This is a genomic window from Bacteroidota bacterium, assembly GCA_016720935.1.
Classification (GTDB): Bacteria; Bacteroidota; Bacteroidia; order AKYH767-A; family 2013-40CM-41-45; genus JADKJP01.
In genome coordinates, this window is sequence record JADKJP010000002.1 from 109,649 (window position 1) to 127,683 (window position 18,035).

At 36.8% G+C, this 18,035-nt stretch carries 11 protein-coding genes and 1 pseudogene; 11 read left to right on the forward strand and 1 reads right to left on the reverse strand.

The annotated features are described in order from the left end of the window. Window positions 1–2: 2 nt before the first annotated feature. Window positions 3–4,595, reverse strand: coding sequence for a T9SS type A sorting domain-containing protein (locus IPP86_00810; protein ID MBL0137052.1), 4,593 nt, complete (start codon window positions 4,593–4,595; stop codon window positions 3–5). Window positions 4,596–5,499: 904 nt separating this feature from the next. On the opposite strand from IPP86_00810, the gene IPP86_00815 reads away from it, so the two are divergent. The 11 genes and pseudogenes from IPP86_00815 to IPP86_00865 all read left to right on the forward strand — a co-directional run bounded on the left by IPP86_00815 (window position 5,500) and on the right by IPP86_00865 (window position 17,921). Continuing rightward, the gene (locus tag IPP86_00815) at window positions 5,500–6,594 is read left to right on the forward strand and encodes a hypothetical protein (GenBank protein ID MBL0137053.1); all 1,095 of its coding nucleotides are present in this window, start codon (window positions 5,500–5,502) and stop codon (window positions 6,592–6,594) included. A gap of 205 nt (window positions 6,595–6,799) precedes the next feature. Beyond that, the gene (locus tag IPP86_00820; protein MBL0137054.1) at window positions 6,800–7,369 is read left to right on the forward strand and encodes a hypothetical protein; all 570 of its coding nucleotides are present in this window, start codon (window positions 6,800–6,802) and stop codon (window positions 7,367–7,369) included. Window positions 7,370–7,385: 16 nt separating this feature from the next. After that, window positions 7,386–7,877 carry a hypothetical protein gene (locus IPP86_00825; GenBank protein ID MBL0137055.1) on the forward strand — a complete coding sequence of 164 codons (492 nt, stop codon included), beginning with the start codon at window positions 7,386–7,388 and terminating at the stop codon, window positions 7,875–7,877. A 635-nt stretch (window positions 7,878–8,512) separates the two neighbouring features. Further along, window positions 8,513–9,208: a hypothetical protein gene (locus IPP86_00830; GenBank protein MBL0137056.1), complete on the forward strand. Its 696-nt coding sequence runs from the start codon at window positions 8,513–8,515 to the stop codon at window positions 9,206–9,208. A gap of 764 nt (window positions 9,209–9,972) precedes the next feature. Then, window positions 9,973–10,587 carry a hypothetical protein gene (locus IPP86_00835; protein ID MBL0137057.1) on the forward strand — a complete coding sequence of 205 codons (615 nt, stop codon included), beginning with the start codon at window positions 9,973–9,975 and terminating at the stop codon, window positions 10,585–10,587. A gap of 147 nt (window positions 10,588–10,734) precedes the next feature. Next, complete coding sequence (locus IPP86_00840; GenBank protein MBL0137058.1) at window positions 10,735–11,544, forward strand: peptidase M12; 810 nt, start codon at window positions 10,735–10,737, stop codon at window positions 11,542–11,544. A 67-nt stretch (window positions 11,545–11,611) separates the two neighbouring features. After that, window positions 11,612–12,226: a hypothetical protein gene (locus IPP86_00845; protein MBL0137059.1), complete on the forward strand. Its 615-nt coding sequence runs from the start codon at window positions 11,612–11,614 to the stop codon at window positions 12,224–12,226. A gap of 109 nt (window positions 12,227–12,335) precedes the next feature. Next, complete coding sequence (locus IPP86_00850) at window positions 12,336–13,439, forward strand: ImmA/IrrE family metallo-endopeptidase (GenBank protein ID MBL0137060.1); 1,104 nt, start codon at window positions 12,336–12,338, stop codon at window positions 13,437–13,439. Next, a pseudogene (locus tag IPP86_00855) lies at window positions 13,436–14,016 on the forward strand (DUF4411 family protein). The gene IPP86_00850 and the pseudogene IPP86_00855 overlap by 4 nt, the downstream one beginning before the upstream one ends. Before the next feature lie 183 nt (window positions 14,017–14,199). Beyond that, a complete protein-coding gene (locus IPP86_00860; GenBank protein MBL0137061.1) occupies window positions 14,200–14,985 on the forward strand; it encodes a DUF1837 domain-containing protein in 786 nt (261 codons plus the stop codon). Then, complete coding sequence (locus tag IPP86_00865) at window positions 14,982–17,921, forward strand: DEAD/DEAH box helicase (protein ID MBL0137062.1); 2,940 nt, start codon at window positions 14,982–14,984, stop codon at window positions 17,919–17,921. Before IPP86_00860 ends, IPP86_00865 begins: the two co-directional genes overlap by 4 nt. Window positions 17,922–18,035: the final 114 nt, after the last annotated feature.

The following is an 18,035-nucleotide window of genomic DNA, read 5'->3' on the forward strand; positions in this document are numbered from 1 at the left end:
GACTATTTAATGATCAGCTTTTTACTCTTGCAATATTTCCCACTGAGCGCTTTTACAATATAGATTCCACGACCGGGCAATACCGAAGGATCCATGGTATAGACACTCAGCTGATCCGCTTCTGTTTGTAATGATCCGGAGAAGCATTCTTTGCCATATAAATCATACAGCAAAAGTTTCACATCCTGATTTTTCTTTCCTTCAATGGAAAAATGAACTACATCTCCATAACTTGGATTCGGATACACATTCAAAGAAAAGCCCGAAAGCTTTTCATATCTCACAACGACTGGATCAGAGTAAGTAAATCTTCCGTTGAAATCTGTTTGCTTCAAACGATAATACGACAAGCCTTCATAAGGTTGTTCATCATTTGTTGAATAACAAAGCAAAGTCGTGCTATTTCCACCGGGAGCCAGTGTTGGTACTTTCACCACTTCAGCGTAGTCTTCCGCGTTCCTGGATTTTTCAATGGTGAAATATTCATTGTCTGTTTCGGATGCTGTGTTCCAGCTAAGAGAAACAATGTCTTCAATTAATTTCGCGTCGAAGAAGGTGAGCTCGATCGGTAATGGAATTCCGCTTCCTTTACCCAATGCATGTTGCGAGAAAGTTGTATAACCCAAACGTTCACCATAACCGGTTCCCGAATTGTAAATTCTTCCTGCTGCTCCAATATTGGGAATAGCAGTGCTGATATCAAACGTGGAGAAATCACCATACGATACTGTTAGCGTTCGTTTGATGGGAACAAAATAATTGTCTTCGCTCGCGGAAAGTGTCGTGTTTTCAACGGATAATCTTACTCCATACGAACCTCCTGTTGGCGACGCATTCGGAGTGAATGTCCATAAAACAGTTTCTCCGGATTGTTCACCAACGGTTGCAATGATAGGAATTCCACCCTGTGTTGTGTTCAATAAGGGATCACTATCCGGTGCCGATTGTACAAAATCCGCGACACTTGAATTGATATAAGTTACACCGGTCAGGGAATTATTCAGAATGGAAGCGACGTGTCTGTCGGTAGTATTGGTTCCGTTGCCCAATGGAAAATCGTATGTGCTCGTATTGCTCGCGATGTGTCGACGCAAATTTCCATTCACAAAACCATTTACATAAGTAAGATTGGCCGCGGTTGTGGAGGAAGCGATGAGATAATTACTTCCGGTAGAGACAATACCATCCTGCAATGTAAGCGCGTTTGTGACGGTCACATTGGATGTTCCGCCAAGCGTAACTCCATACGTATTGTTGATGACCAGGTTGTAACAACTAAAACCCGCGGTTGAAGTGATCGTATTCGGTCCTGAACAGCCGTACAGCGTAATCGTACTGGAGTTTGGCGTAAAGTTTCCCGTTTTGGTAATGTCTCCGTACACATCCAGCGCTTTGGTGGTATTGATGGTAAGCGTTTTTCCCGCGCCGATCGTGAGACTGTTCACAATCGCGTTGGTCGAGATTACCGGATTACTTGTTCCGCCGGTGATGATCGCTGAGTTGTATTTGTTCGGAACACCATTCGTCCAGTTGGCAGGAGTGTTCCATGCTGTAGTGGTACCGATCCAGGTTGTGGTACCGTTGGTGGGTTCTATCGTTGTTATGCTGTTCGATGCATACGCGTTGCTGCTGCAACCACCAAGATCCGGAGTGACGATACAATTGATAACATCACCGTTTACCAATCCTGTATTTGTATAGAGCGTACTGTTGCTGCCCACATTCGATCCGTTCAATGTCCACTGATACGTTGGCGCTACGCCGAGATTTGTTCCTACAGCGGTGAACGTGCTGATATTTCCATTCGATACTTTTACATTGGAGGCTGTCGCTCCCGTTGAATTCGTCGAGACGTCGACATACAAGGGAAGTGTTGGTGTCGCGGCGCTTGTCATCAACAAGGTTCCGTTTTTGTAATACTTCACAACATTGTTTTCGACGGCGATTTTCAGGACGTCGTTGGTTGCGTAAGTTCCGTATGTTCCGCGGTTTGTTCCGGATTCATAAATACGAAGCGATCCGTTATTGATCAGATAAAATGCGAATTGTATCGATGTAAAATTGCTGTTCACATCCGTCGCGCTCAAACCGATCATTCGTGATTTGTTGGTTTCTGCTACGGTTGTTTGCATATAACCGTTGTTCGCGACCGACTGATACGAAAATCCATTACCATCCCAGTTACCATTGCTGGTACGTTTAGTGAGTGTATTCGCGTTGATGGTATTTTTTACACCCGAAGAAGCGATCACCCAAACCACATTCACCAGCGCTTCACGACAAGCCGTTGAAACCGGACTACCGGTAATGTAAAACGCGTTTTGTTGAGTCTGGTTGATATCGCGGATGGTGATGCTGTTTGAAGAAAACAAACTGCTGCTGCAACCACCAAGATCCGGAGTAACCAGACAGGTGATGACATCGTTGTTGTTTAATCCGGTATTGGTATACGTCGTACTGTTTGTTCCGACATTCACGCCGTTGAGTTGCCACTGATAAACAGGAGCCGGACCAAGATTTGTTCCGCTTGCAGTGAAAGTGCTGATGTTACCGTTTGAAATCCGCACATCGGAAACAGTCGCGCCGATGGAATTTGTGGAAACGTCGACATACAAAGGAAGTGTAGGCGCGATATTACTGATGTAAACAGCGGTGCTGTTCTTATAATATTTTACGACATTATTTTCAATCGCGATTTTCAAAGTGTCGCCGGTAGTGTAAGTACCAAACGCGCCACGGCTCGTGCCGGTTTCATAAATCTGCAAAGCTCCGGTATTCGTGAGATAAAAAGCGTATTGAATGGTATTGTATCCCGGACCACCATCGGTATTGCTCAAACCGATCATGCGGGCTTCGTTTGTTTCTTCAGCGATGGTTTGCATGTAGCCGTTGTTCGCGACACTTTGCAGGGAAAATCCGTTTCCGTCCCATACCGAGTTGCTTGCAATTTTTGTGAGCGTATTATCAAGAATACTATTTTTCCCTGCCGAAGCGGAGATGGACCACACCACATCTTCCAGTGATTCTTTACAGGCGCTCGATGCCGGAGTTCCTGTGATGTAAAATTCGTTTTGTAAAGTCTGGTTGATGTCGCCTACAGCCGCGTTGTTGGAAACATAACCGCTGCTGCAACCTCCCAGGTCAGGCGTGATGATACAATTGACCACGTCGCTGTTGGGAAGAGAAGTATTGGTATAGGTAGGACTGTTTGTTCCTGTATTGCTGCCGTTAATCGTCCACTGATAGGTAGGCGAGGGGCCCATATTGGTAGCGACCGCGGTAAATGCTCCTGTATTTCCGTTGCTCACCTGTACCGTTGAAACGGTCGCGCCCACTGAACGAAGGGAAACATCGACATAGAGCGGAAGTGTTGGAGCCACAGCGCTGATATGGATCATCGCGCCGTTGAGATAATATTTAACGACATTACTTTCAACAGCGATTTTCAAAATATCGCCTGTCGTGTAGGTCGCGAATGTTCCGCGGTTTACACCGGATTCGTAGATGTTGAGATTTCCGGTGGCGCCCATACGGAAACCAAATTGTATCGTGGAATTTGCCGAGCTCGCGTCGGTCGAGCTCAGACCGATCAAGCGGTCTTTGTTGGTTTCGGTCGCGACACATTGCATGTAGCCGTTGTTGGAAACCGACTGGTAGGAAAACGCGTTGCCGTCCCAGTTACCATTGCTGGTAATTTTCGCGAGCGAGTTTCCGGAGATCTGATTTTTCGCTGAAGAAGAAGCGATGATCCAGACGACATCTTCAAGAACTTCTTTACAGGCGCTGGCGGCAGCGGTTCCTGTAATATAAAAAGCGTTCTGAATCGTAGGGTTCTGATCGCCGATGAGAATCTGGTTGGAATTGTAAAGAGTGGAAGGAGAGCAACCGTCGACATCCGAAGTTTGTGTACAGGTAAGTACATCTCCGGCCACCAGGGAAGTGTTGGTATAGGTCGAACTATTGGTACCGACATTACTTCCGTTCAATTGCCATTGATAGGAAGGACTGGTACCGGCATTTGTTCCGGTGGCGTTGAAGGTGCCGGTGTTTCCGTTGCTCACTTTCACATCCCATACTGTAGCACCGACGGCGCGTGTACACACGTCGACATAGAGTGGGAGGGTAGGAGTGACGGCGCTGATGTAGAGCAGTGTTCCGTTCTGATAATATTTTACGATGGAATTTTCGACAGCGATTTTGAGGACATCGGAAGCAGCATAGGTTCCGAATAATCCGCGGGAGACACCGCTTTCATAGATTTGCAGACTGCCGGTGTTGAGCAGGTGAAAAGCGTATTGAATAGAAGTATAGGAAGAGCTCGCGTCGGTGGAGCTGAGACCGAAGACACGTTCGCGGTTCACTTCCACGACGGTGGATTGCATGTAACCGTTGTTACTGACCGACTGGTATGAAAAACCATTTCCATCCCAGTTGTTATTACTACTGGCTTTCGTCAGACTGTTTCCGCTGATTGTATTGCGCAGAGAAGAGCTCGCGCTGATCCACACGACATCTTCGACAGCTTCTTTACAGGCGCTGGATGCCGCGGTGCCGCTGATGTAAAACTCACTGCATTGCGCGCGCAGATTTTTCACTGATGAAAACACCAGCAGAAATAAAATCAATTTAGATAAACACAAACCCGGCCTGCACATAATAGAATACTAATTATCGTCCTTCAAATAATTTTTTTGTGCGCGGATAAGGAGTAGAGTTTAAAATTCATCGGGTTTTATTCGCAGCACCCTGAAGATTTCGTGTTTGTTTCATTCAATGAATGAGCTTCAAACACAATCCGCCCCTTTATCCGGCTCGCGCCCCCTGCGATCACTGTGCCGACCCCTAAAAAGCCCGTTTTTATCAAAATTTCAATGATCACGAAAACTAATAATTCCCCTTTTAGGAAATTTTTCCCCATTCAGGACTCCGTCCCAATTCGTCCCCATTCGTGCATTCGTGGCAAAAATCTCTCACCCCTCCCCCTCATTTCTTCTCCCCCCTCTTTGGATTAATTCGATTTATTTTTGGATCGGATTTATTTTTCTCCCCCCTGGGGCTGCACTATCTACCCCCTGTTCAAGAATTTATTTTACTATCAAATAGGAAAAATGCCTATAATATATTTCATTTATATTTTAGATTTTAAAAACAATCAATATTTTGAAGTAATATTATTATACAACAAATTTTTATTTGTCAGCTTATCAATGCTTGATTCACTCACATCCATTTATAATTCTAGAGATATTATTACTTTTCGTAATTGATTTTATAAAACAGATTTAATTGGACACATTCACAATGTTTGGTAATTATAACTTAGTACTTCAATATTATTCATTGGGCGATCTAATTTAATATACGATTATAATAATTTGAAGATCTTAATTTATTTCATTTTTTATATTTATCGTAAAAAATATTTCTGACTTGATTTTATTGTTGTTGTAAAATAAATTTTCAAATATTTCATTAAACGTCCATCCTAACGATAAGCCTATGAAAACGCAGAAAACAATTTTAACCCTAGCATTCATGTTTATTTTCATAAATACAAGCTTCGGTAATTCGAAAAAAAACTTCACAATTGATAATAATGACAATATTTTTACCCTGATTTTGACCCCAGATGAAACTAAAGACAATGAATTTTATATATCATTATCTATTGAATTGGGAAGCAGAAAAGTTGACACATTAGTCAAATTAAAATCTCCTAATACTACTTTTACTAATTTTCAAAGAAATCAATTAGATAGCTTTATCTTCATAGGAAAAGGAGATACACTATTTAATTTTCTTCCACTAAATAATAACTTTCCTAAACTCGGTTTTGCATCGTGCAGAACTTGTAACCCGCTTTTGAATACAAATCCCTTAGATACACTCAAGTATTTTTTAATAAATAAGGATAGTACCGGCTCCAATTTTTCTACTGTAATAGACATTTCAATAAATACTACTAGAGACACTACAGTTAAAAGTACTGCAACATATGGCGATGATCTTTCGCCAACACTATTTTATAAACAACTTTTAGTCCTTTTTAAAAAACTCAATGTGTCAGATACAATTGCAAAACCAATTAGAGAGGAACTATATAATTGGGCAATAGGTTATATTAAAACCAACCCTCTGAAACAAGAAATTATTAATACCGCAAATGCAAAAGTTAAATTGGGAGAATTGGTTTTACTCAAAACCTCTTGTACTTTACATAATGATAAATTGGGAGGTAAATCAAATTGTACCTCAAAGAAAAACGCCAATCATGAAACGCTGGATAAAATTGGACAATTAGAAATTAAAAATGTATATACAACTATGAAGGATGGCTATATCTATGATATAAAAATATTTGCAAAGGATGGTAGGGAGTTTGATTATTTAAATATAGTTAGCCTAAAAGATCTTGTGGGTGAGAAAAAAGCAAGAAAGTGTTTTCAAGTTGCAAATGAAAACGGGCAAAAAGTATTTATAAAGGAAACAGATGGATCAAACTATATTATTTTAACAGATGTAATAAATTATCAAGGGAAAAGTGGCCAGTTTTTTTCCACCCGAAGACACAAAGGAGATAACACTAACAAGTGATTCGACGAATGGAAGACGATTCGATATTTTACAAGGAATCTCTGCAAACCAATTAATCAATATTTCATTGTTTACAGATTTTTATGCTTTGTCGGACAATCAAAAGAATGGAATAGTTGAAACAGAGGGTTATTTTACCCATCGATTAAATACTAAGCCAATTTGTCAATCTAACTCTATCCTATTTCATTTTTTCAGAATTAAAATGAACACAAAGAAATTTGCAGATGATAATGGTATTTATCGTCTTGATTCAATGAACCAAGAAGTAGATAGAGTTAGTTTGTTTCAAAGAACAAATTTTTCCTGGGACGCGACATTTGGAGTGTGGAACTACAGAATTTTATCCGCCCACACTCGTACCCCACATAGACTTTTTCTAAATTTTATTTATTCATCAAGTGCGGTTAAAATTGCTCAAAAGAATGACACTGTAAATGCGACACTGAAAAGTATAACACTAAGTAATATTGGGGGGCAATTCGGATTTATAATGAGATTTGCTAATAATTTCTCATTTCAGACAAACGCTAGCCTTTTTGGACAAACCGTATCCAATGCCTCTGGTTTGATTTCAAACTCAAGATCAAAAATATTTTACCAAGTTGATGGTCTATTAACGTACCATTTTCCCGATCAATTAAGCACATTGTTTCTTAGAGGAATATATAATGGTTTGTTGCAGCCCGAAGGAAAAAAGGGAGTATTCAATCAACTCCAAATCGGATACAATTTAGATATTGGTGACTTTATAAGTAAGGTGAAAAAGCAATGACCCCAATTTGATAACTATGAAAAATTTTAAAACTTTTTACCAATCAGAGAAAGACTCAATTGCCTTTTTAGGCTTAATGGCTTTAGCATACAAAAATTTTGATTATCAATTTATTCATACTGATCAAGAGCTAACCCACTCAAAGGGCTTAAATATCTTTTCTTGCATTATTGATAATTCTGATGGAGACGTTTTGGCACTTCAGCAAAATCAAATTCATAATTATTGTAACCCACTACTACATGCAGAGCAACTTTCATTAAATGAAGCGATTAATAAATTAAATTTAAAGCGGCCTAGAGTTAATGGAAAAATGTCAGTTGAAAATTATTATCGAACTATGCTTTTCAATGATCCGACTTCATATGATGAAATTGATGCAGGGGCTACAATATATACTACTTTAGAGCCATGTCCATTCTGTACAAGCGCATTACTAGTTTGCAGAATGAAAAGGATTGTATTTATTATTCCGGACTCAAAGTTTGGTAATTCTTTTAATTTTTGAAACCTAAATTCTATGAAAAATATGATATGAAATATGGTCAATTTTGCGTCAAAAGATATTCGAAAAGCGGCATAGTAAAATTTGCAGCTGATGCAAATGAAAAGTTGTTAAAGACGATCAAGCTTATTAAGGCAAAGAACACATCAATATATGATACTCAAGTCCTTGATTACTTGAATGATTTTCTATTTGAATGTTATAATTATTTTAAAACGATTAAATCAAATTCAATTCTATCAATTGGCGAACATGCAAAAAAAATGAAACTACGTTAAATGCGCTAAAGGAAAAAATTTACTAACTGCTAAAGATACAATTAATGTAAAGCTATTATTTATAGTTTCCTTGTAACAGTCTAAGATATTATCATTTAATTTTTCTATTGATTTTTATCAAAAGAGATTTCAAGATAAAAGATGTTCTATATCAATAATTTTGAAATGCAGAAAGCACAAAATGAGAAACACAGAATCCAATACTATCCCACGCTGGTTGTAGTTTGCCGGGCAACCATGTGCGCCAGGAAACTACGAGCTATGCAGCTTTAGAATATAAAACCGGCCTTGGTAAGTTAAGTATGGACAAGGGAAAATACCATCAGAATAAGAATCTTTAAAATTACAGAGCGAAAATAAATGGCATCTCCCATTCCCCCCACCATCACCTCCTACCGTCGCATCCGCAAATCTATCGGCACGTTCGGGGCGGGTTTGCCGTGGGTGTTGGTGGGGCTGTCGGGGGTTCATTTTTTTGGGACGGAGGTTCAGCCGAGTATCAGTGATTATTACTATACGAATTTCAGGGAGCTGTTTACGGGGACATTGTGCGCGGTGAGTTTGTTTTTGATACGGTATGTCGGGTACAAGGATCATGTATTCTGGAAAAACGATAACCTGATGACGAATATCGCCGGTGTAATGGCCCTGGGTGTCGCGCTTTTTCCGACGAAGCCGGATGATTACACCCGGAAGATTTACACCATCATTCCCTTACCCTACGATTGGCTGGGCTGGCTGCATTACGGTTTCGCGGCGGTCTTCTTTATTATTCTCGCGAACATGTCCATCAATGTGTTTACCATCGGACAACAAAAAAACAAGAACATTCCCCTGAGCATCGTCAACGAAAATAATATTTACCGGACCTGCGGTTATACCATTTATTCCTGCCTGGTATTAATTCCAATTTTCGCGCATTATAAATATACCTATTCCACCCTCCTTTTCGAAACCATCGCCCTCAACGCCTTCGGCATCGCCTGGCTGATCAAAGGACGGGCTTTGGGAGATAAAGGGAGGATCGGGAGGATGTTGTACAGGGAGGAGAATTGAGCATATTTTAACTATTTATTGTTGGGGGGAAGTGGTAGTTTTGGGAGGGCTGGATTTTGTCGGGTTTTTCGGAGAAAAATATTCACATCATTAAATATAAACTAATAATTCAATTGTACAGGAATTCAGAAAATTGAAGTATGTGAATGAATAGAGTTAGCGAAAATGGAACGGAGGTTATTCGATTGCATAAAGTCAATGAATTCTGGGAATATACGCAACTAGTAGCGTAAACTGAAACGTAGTTCGCAATTTTAATTAGGGTGCATTCGTCCTGTCAGTTTTCAGTCTTGCGAGCAAGAAGCGCCCTGGGACGTAAAAGTTTAAAAGGAAATTGTCGTTATCGCCAGCCATTCATTGAATCGGAAAGAATAAAACTTGTTTTAATGAATTCCGATTCAATGAATGGCAAAGTTCGGGGATAAAAACCGGAGTCACAACCGCATAAAATAGAATAAAATCAAAAGCTCCATTTTACCACTTACACACATGGAACCCGGGCGAATCTATCTGCAATCCTGACAAAAAAATCCACAGCGTCAATCGAAGATTAGCGCAATAGATTTTTATTAAAACTGCAGGAGCTAAAGGTTATTGAAGAAACCCATTAAAACTGCGAACAACAACCGTTTGCTGAAATGCCTCAAACAAGGTATCTTTCCATAGCGAAATACGGAAGATCGGCACTTCAGCAACCTTCCCATTATGCGCAACCAATACGCTCCGAACAAACGGTATCGCTAACTTGAAACATTCGAACATTAATGAAACGAATTTTAAAAAAAATGAGCAAGATAATTTTAGGACTACTTGTTCTTGTTGTTTTATTTATGCTTGGCTCTTACTGGTATATTACCACCGAATGGAAAAAATATTATACAGAAGATGAGATAAAGTCATTTGTAAAAGAAATTGATAAAGCACCGAAACTTTCAGATACATTCTACGGAGTTTATGATAAACTGCATAATAATGACCGACACAAATCTATCACCTCAATATACACAGCTATTGTTTGGAATAAGGTAATCATGGACAACAATCAATCTCAAAATCAAAATTCATGGTATGTAAGTGCTGCTTATTATTTTCCAAAGAAGAGAGGAATGAGAGATTATGCAGACTTTAAGCTTGCTTGGGGCTTGGAAAAATTTACAACCCCTGAAAAGTGTTTTGACTTTGCTATGAGTATTGAAAATGAACAATTAATAAGATACAAGACAGCTATGATAAACATTACTGTAAAAAACATTAGTCAGCTAAGTGACACAACAGAGATTTTGGAATATCTTGTAATATCAAGCGCTCCTACTTTTTATGGAAGAAATCCTGAGAGATTAAATCAAAGAATTGCAGAATTAAGAATGAAATTAGATTAAGAACTTTGATTGAACAGCTTGGTATGCGCATAACATCCGTATTGCCACAACATTTTTTCTCTTTTAATTTTTATCTTTGGTAAAAAGTGATGCGGCAATACTCCGGACGTTACCTGCAACCGTAGCAGACCATAAAAACATAGACAAATGAAAGTAGAATTTACAAAAGAACTGACGACAAATAGCTGGAAAGACATTAGGCTTGCCGTTAACGAAAGATCTGACAATTTAAACATTGAAACTCTTTCGCCTGAGAAGAAAAAAATTCTTGAAACAATACAAACACGACCAGAACTTATTACCCGCTTTGAAGAGTATCGACTTCTTCTTGAAATGGCGGCACAGACTAAAAAATTGTGGAAATCAAATGAAACGCTTAAAGTTTATTTCTTCGGTGGACAAGATGCAAGAACTCAACGCGTATTAGAATATGCTTCCATATGGAGTAAACACTGTAGCATTAAATTTCTATCAACGACAAAAATAGAAGAAGCAAAAATCAGAGTCGCCTTCCAAGCACCGAGTAGTTGGTCATATATTGGAACAGACGCATTAGGTGTTCCTAGAAACGAGCCGACAATAAATTTTGGTTGGCTTGACGACGATCTTCCAGAGCAAGATTACAAACAAGTTGTATTACACGAATTTGGACACGTTTTAGGACTAATACACGAACATCAAAGTCCAGTAACAAAAATGAACTGGGACAAACCTTATGTTTATTGGTATTTCTGGGAACATCATAAATGGACAAAAGCGGACGTTGATAGAAATTTATTTCAAGAGTTTGAAAAAACGACTACACAATATTCTTCGCTAGACAAAGCATCTATTATGGGCTATTATATTCCACCATTGTTCACAACTGACAGACAAGAATTTCCTCAAAATTATATTCTTTCAGCGATGGACAAACATTACATAGGACAAATCTATCCTAAAATACTACACTCGTGACGACAACAACGGCAACAGGTAACAGCACCCACAAGAAATTGGCGGTTCAGTGGTTAAATGAAGCTTTGTGCTTCGTATCAAGTTCAGTGCTGGCAGACAGTTTAGTGCTTCGAAATCGCCAACTTCTTGTAGCTGCGGAACGTTAGGCACAAGTTTAGACAGACATAATAATTCATATGGCAAAATTAAAAACTATCAACAATTTATTGAAGACGTAGCAAACAGGAATTTTAAACCATATGTAAAACGATTTCAAGAGCTTGATGGCATAAGACCAACCGGAATGGATGCCAAAGAAACTTATCTGATTGAAGTAACTTTTGATTTTGGTTCGTCATTATTAGAAAATGAGAGTATAAAGAATTTTAAAAAGACAAATAACAGGTATTACTTTCACCCGGAATCAACGAACCTACCTATCAAAGCGCATTACCATGTTATATCCTTAAATGGGAAACAAGAAATCTACGCGGTAAATATGGATGGGACTGCCCATCATAAGGCAAATAGAGGTTATCAAATTCCCAAAAAAGAGGCCGATGTGTTAAGGTCGCTCGGGGTTGAGATTGGGCCTGATAGACTCATTGAAAGTATTGAATTTCTTGAAATGAATTTAAGGGAATTATTGACTGAATCTATTGAACATGACTGTATTTCAATCTTTATCGAAATAGAAGAATAATATTCCCAAATGCTTCTTTAAAATCCTAAATTTGTATTAAAATCTTGTAGAATTCTTGAAAATAGAACAAAACATATCGAGGCTTAAATACCTATTGTCATTATACAAAATGACAGTTACTGATTTACTTTCTATGATTAGTGATGGTCTTAAAAAACCTATTACTGAAGATGATATTTTATCAAGTGAAATTAATATTAGCCATTTAAAAAGAATTGACAAGGTTTTTAATAAGGGGCTACATTTCTATCTTGATCCTAAGTCTCCAGAAGTTTCAAAAGATGCGAGCATTTTCTTCAGGAAATCTAAATTCGAAGCTGAATTAAATATCGGAGCAAAGAAAATAGTTAATCAGTTTGAAGAATTCAAAATCTCTCTTTCCGCAATTGCAAAGCTTGCGGAATTAAAAATTGAAAGAAAAATTCCCGTTTACAACATCCAACAAAATCCAAAAGAAGTTGCTAGTAAAGTTCGAGAAGCTTTTTATCCAGAATTCAATCCAGCTCCTAAAGAATTTTTAAGGGCATTAATTGGGAAACTTGCCGAAAATAATATCCTGGTCTTTGAGTTTGTCGAGACTTGGAATAAAAAAGAAAAAGCAAATATTGATGGCTTTTATTTAAATCCTAATGTCATAGTACTAAAAAGGCAACAAATTTCATTTAGACGAGAAATTTTTACACTGATCCATGAATTTGGACACTACTTAATAAATGAAGAAGAAGTTGAACAATTAGATATTCAAAATTTAGCAAGTTCCAAATTAAGTGCAATAGAAAGATGGTGCAATGAATTTGCATATTACTTTTTAGCAGGAGAATATGACAAATTAATTTCAAGTATAGATAAAGCCGATGGTTCAAATGATTATCATTTTGAATCAATAGAAAATGTTTCAAAAAATACGCACCTAAGCAAAATTGCATTGTTTACAAGACTCCTCTTTCAAAAGAAACTGTCTCAAACTAATTATAATCAAATTAAATCTGACTTTGACGAACAATTCAGGCTTAAACAAGAAACGGAAAAAAAGCAAAGAGAGCTTGACAAACAACAAGGAATTAAATCGGGAGGCTCTACTCCTAAACCCATCAATTCGCCACTTCTAATTTCCACAATTCAAACAGCATTCTATGAAGGAGTAATTAATGAATTTGATGTTTGCAAGACTTTAAATATTAAGCCTGATAAATTAGATAAGTATTTACAATGAAAATAGCCATCGACACTTCCTCGCTCCTGTCGTTGGTTCGTTACTACTTACCATTCGATAAAAATTCTGTTTTATTCGATTTTATCAAAGTTAAAATTCAGCAAGGTGAAATTATTTTTATTGATAAAATTTTAGAAGAATGTTCTTACAATTCAAAAGGGCTTGTTTTGCAAAAACTTGACTATTTAACCGATAAGAAATTTACTAAAACTGCAAAACTCCCATACAAAACAGACACTCTTATTGCGCCTTCACCAGCGAAATTTTTAAGACAAGTCGACAATCAATTTGTAAATACAGTTGTACGAAAACAACGAAATTTATCTGAAGTCGAATACGAAAATCAGAAAAATCATTTTCTAGAAGACGCTGATATGAAACTAATCATTTTGTGTTTGAACTTAAAAAAGATAACCAAGATGAAGAGATAATTTTAGTAACAGAAGAAACGGAAAGGAATAATGATAATAAATTATTTAAAAAAATACCTGCGATTTGCAGAGAGCTAGGTATTACGACAATGACTCTTCCTGAATTGTTAGCTAAATATGACGAAATTAACGTTCAATTCAAATAAAACCGGGGCACAACATAGGATTTGCGTTAGAGGGCGGATAGTGCCATTAGTAACATTTGAGCAATTAATAAACACTGGTGGTGGCTGGCAGATTACGGTTTCAAAAGCACACTAATTCATAACTGGGAACCGATTATAAAGAATCTAAATTAAGACAACTTGAAAAACTATTAAGGTTAATAAATGAATATCGACATACTAACTCATTTTGAAGAATCAGCAAGTGAAAATGGAATAACTATTTTAACCTTAAAGGAGGCTGAAAGATATATTTTTTTTAATAAATTACCACAACCTTATAGATGTGTATATTTAACAGACGAAGATTTAGAATGGCTAACTGTTGAATTTGGAACATCGAGAGCAGATGAAATAACTGAAAGAATTCCAGATGATCCTAAAATAATGTCAGGTGAGTTTTCTGAAATTTTATGTTTTTATATCATCCCTGAAAAATATTTACCGTTATCCAATTTAAGACCTCCTAAATGGAAATGGAAAGAGAGCAAAAATAATCCAGCACATTTTACAGATGTTATCCTTTTTTGCCAAAACAATCTTGATACCCCGAGCACAGATGATAGTTTGATCTCAATAGAATCAAAAGCAAGAGCAACAAGACCTAACAGTAAAGAAAGCTCACTTCAAAAAGCAATTGATGATGCTCATAAAGACCATGTAAGTCGTCTAAGCGAGAGCTTATTTCATGTAAAGACCAAGTACAAGGGTGATAGAAATACAATAGCAGTAAGACAATTAGAACGTTTTATGGATGTAGCCAGGTATCCAACTTTCATAAAACATTTTAAAGCTATTGCAACGGTTGACAGCTCGTTTGCCGATATTCATTTAAGAAATGTTACTGAAATTCCTAATGATGTCAGGGATACTTTTGAAGTGATACTTATAAAAATTGAAAATTTAAAGGCAGCATACGAGCATACTTTCACTCAAGTTTTAACTACATGATTTATCCGGAACTTAAAAGATGGATAGCTCAAGCGGAATCGTGGCAGGCTTTTATTGATTATAGTATTGATAATGAAGAACAGGCAAATTATACTTTCTATAATAGACCTCAAGACTTTTATATTTCTCTTTTAGCCAAATTACAGGATATTCTTGAACAGTTTCAAGATGAAGAAACTGAAGGAATAAAAAAGGATTTACTATCTATATCTAAAGGACTAGAAATATATTCATTACAAGGCAAAAGAGAAAAATTTTCAGGTGTGAATTATAGCCGAAATATGCTATATGTTGCGGCTTTGTATTATTTAGCAGATTTTCCGGCTACATCTTTATTATTACTTAAACAATTTCAGGAGGAAGAGTATCAAACAAACATTGAAAAATTTATTTTTTATTTTCTATCAAGAAACTACACAAGAAAGCAAGGTCAAGAAAATACGTATTTCAAGTATTTAATTAATTATCTAAGAGAAGGGAACAATGATTCAATCAATACTCTGCGTGATATTTTTGATACCATACTTTCGACAGAAAATCAGCTTGAAAGTCATTTGTTTGTATTAACGTATGTAGCGAAAGCGATCTTAAAAAAATTTTCCACCAATAATCTATGGCATGACTTAAAAGAGTCTGGAGTTGAGATAGATTGGAAAACGTATGTCAGATTTAATCTAAGGAAGAGTCCGCAGATATGGAGCTTTTTTCCTTCCCAACAAACGGCAATCAGGAGTGGGTTATTAACTTTTGATAAGGCATTTAGCTTACAGACTCCAACAAGTTCTGGCAAAACATCTATCGCTGAATTAGTAATTTACAATGAGTTATCAAGAAAACCTAAAGGCAAAATACTTTATTTAGCACCATTTAGAGCTCTAGCATCAGAATTAAAAAATAATTTGGGAAGAAACCTCACCTCTAAATTAGGGATAAAGGTTAAAACTATTTATGGAGGTAATATAGTAACAGACGCTGACCGATTAAGTATTGAACAATCCAATGTTCTAATTTCAACACCTGAAAAGTTCATGGCGATAGAATTAGGTTTGTCAGGTATCCTTGACGATTTTCAAACGATAATTTGTGATGAGGGACATCTGATAGATAATACAACAAGAGGGATTAGTTATGAATTATTGTTATCTAGATTGAAAAATAATCAAACAGTGGAAAGAAGGTTTGTCTTTTTGTCTGCAATTATTCCAAATATAGAGGTAATAAACTCTTGGCTTGGAGGGTCAGATAGTGATATCGCACGATCCAATTACAGACCAACTGAAATAGAATTAGCATTTTTAATACAAATTAATGCTCGTCACTATAACTTGGAAGTAAATCCTAATGAAGACTTACCAACAAGGTACATCCTTAATAAGTTTTTATCACCGCACGACTTTTATACTTCCAATGGTAGTTATAATATAGGAACATTCAAATCAAAAGCTGTAGCTGCGGCTCTTAAGGCATTAAATTCCGGTGCGGTTGCCATCTTTTCCCCCACCAAAGACTACAAGAAGGGAGTTTCGGGCCTTGCTCTAGAAGTAATCCAGCAGCTTCAAACTGAATTACCTAAGCCGATTGATTTTTGTGATACAACAGAATTAGGAGTAATTGTAGAATATTTTAAATACATTTTTGGAACTGAATATTTATTGACTATTTGTGCACAAAATGGATTTTTATATCATCATGGAGATTTACCTCAATTCATTAGAGAATTAGTAGAAACTACTATTAGAAATGAACATGTGAAATTTCTTATCTGCACAAATACCTTATCAGAAGGAGTTAATTTACCAATTAAAACACTTGTTATTAGTAACGCTAGGCGTTATGTCAGCCAACAACAACCGAATGAACCTTTACCATTACGAGATTTAAAAAATCTTATTGGACGAGCAGGACGAGCAGGAAAAGAAACTAAGGGCACGATAATAGTTGTGAACCCTAAAGATCAATCTATACTCTCCGATGTAGTAGCCAATAGAAATATGGAAGACGTTAAGGGCTTTCTATATTATGTTATTCAAGTAATTGAGAGATATATAACAAGAAATGCTACCACCTTAAGTAATGAGTTATTGGATCAATTAAAGGAAGCAGACTATATTGATAATTCAATTATACAATTATTAGCTGAAGATGTTTCGGTTGAAAATTTAAACCACGAAATAAATATTTTAATTGAAAATACTTTGACTTTTTATCAAAGCGATATTGCTTTGAAAACAAGATTAAGAGAACTCTTTAGATTAAGGGCAGACAGAGTGCGCCCTAAAGTTGAAGATGGCAGTCTCGATTTAATAAGATATACGGGTATTCCTTTGAGAATATTTGATAGTATAGAGACTATTGTTGACTATGACGAGGATTTTCTTTCTGAAATAGAAGGCCCGTTGGATCGTCGTTGGATAAATTATATATTTGACATTCTTTATGAAATTGAAGATTTCAAAAAAAATATTCCTTTACCTATATCAAGGGAGAGTTTAATTGAAACATTAATTATTTGGATTAAAGGAGGTTGGTATCATGATATTGCACAAAGTTTAAATTCAACGGTTGATGATGCCCTCGTCTTTGTAAGATTTTTAGAATATGGATTGCAAAATTCTGCTGGTTCAATAGTTAAGTATATCGAAGCTAAACGTAATGAGTTCGAAGAAATCACCTCTGATTTTATACTGAAATGGCCAAACTATGTAATTTATGGGGTTGATAATAGAGTGCAATTAGATTTAATGGAAATTAATATCCCCGATAGGATATTAATCAAGGAAATAGCGAATTGGTTAATAGAAAATAGAATAGATTATAATGATTTGGGTAATCTGAGAAGAATAATTACAACACGTCAATTGGAAATTTACAGATATATTGAAGCTAAAGTGCCAAATATTTCGTTTGATTTATTTGAAAAATATTTAAGCCAATAATAGTACTTTGGTTAGGGTACATTTGACCTCAAGTGGGCTACCCATCCACGCGAGAATTATCCCTAAATATTTTCGATGGATATTCATCCGTTGTTTTCTTGTAAAGACATCTGC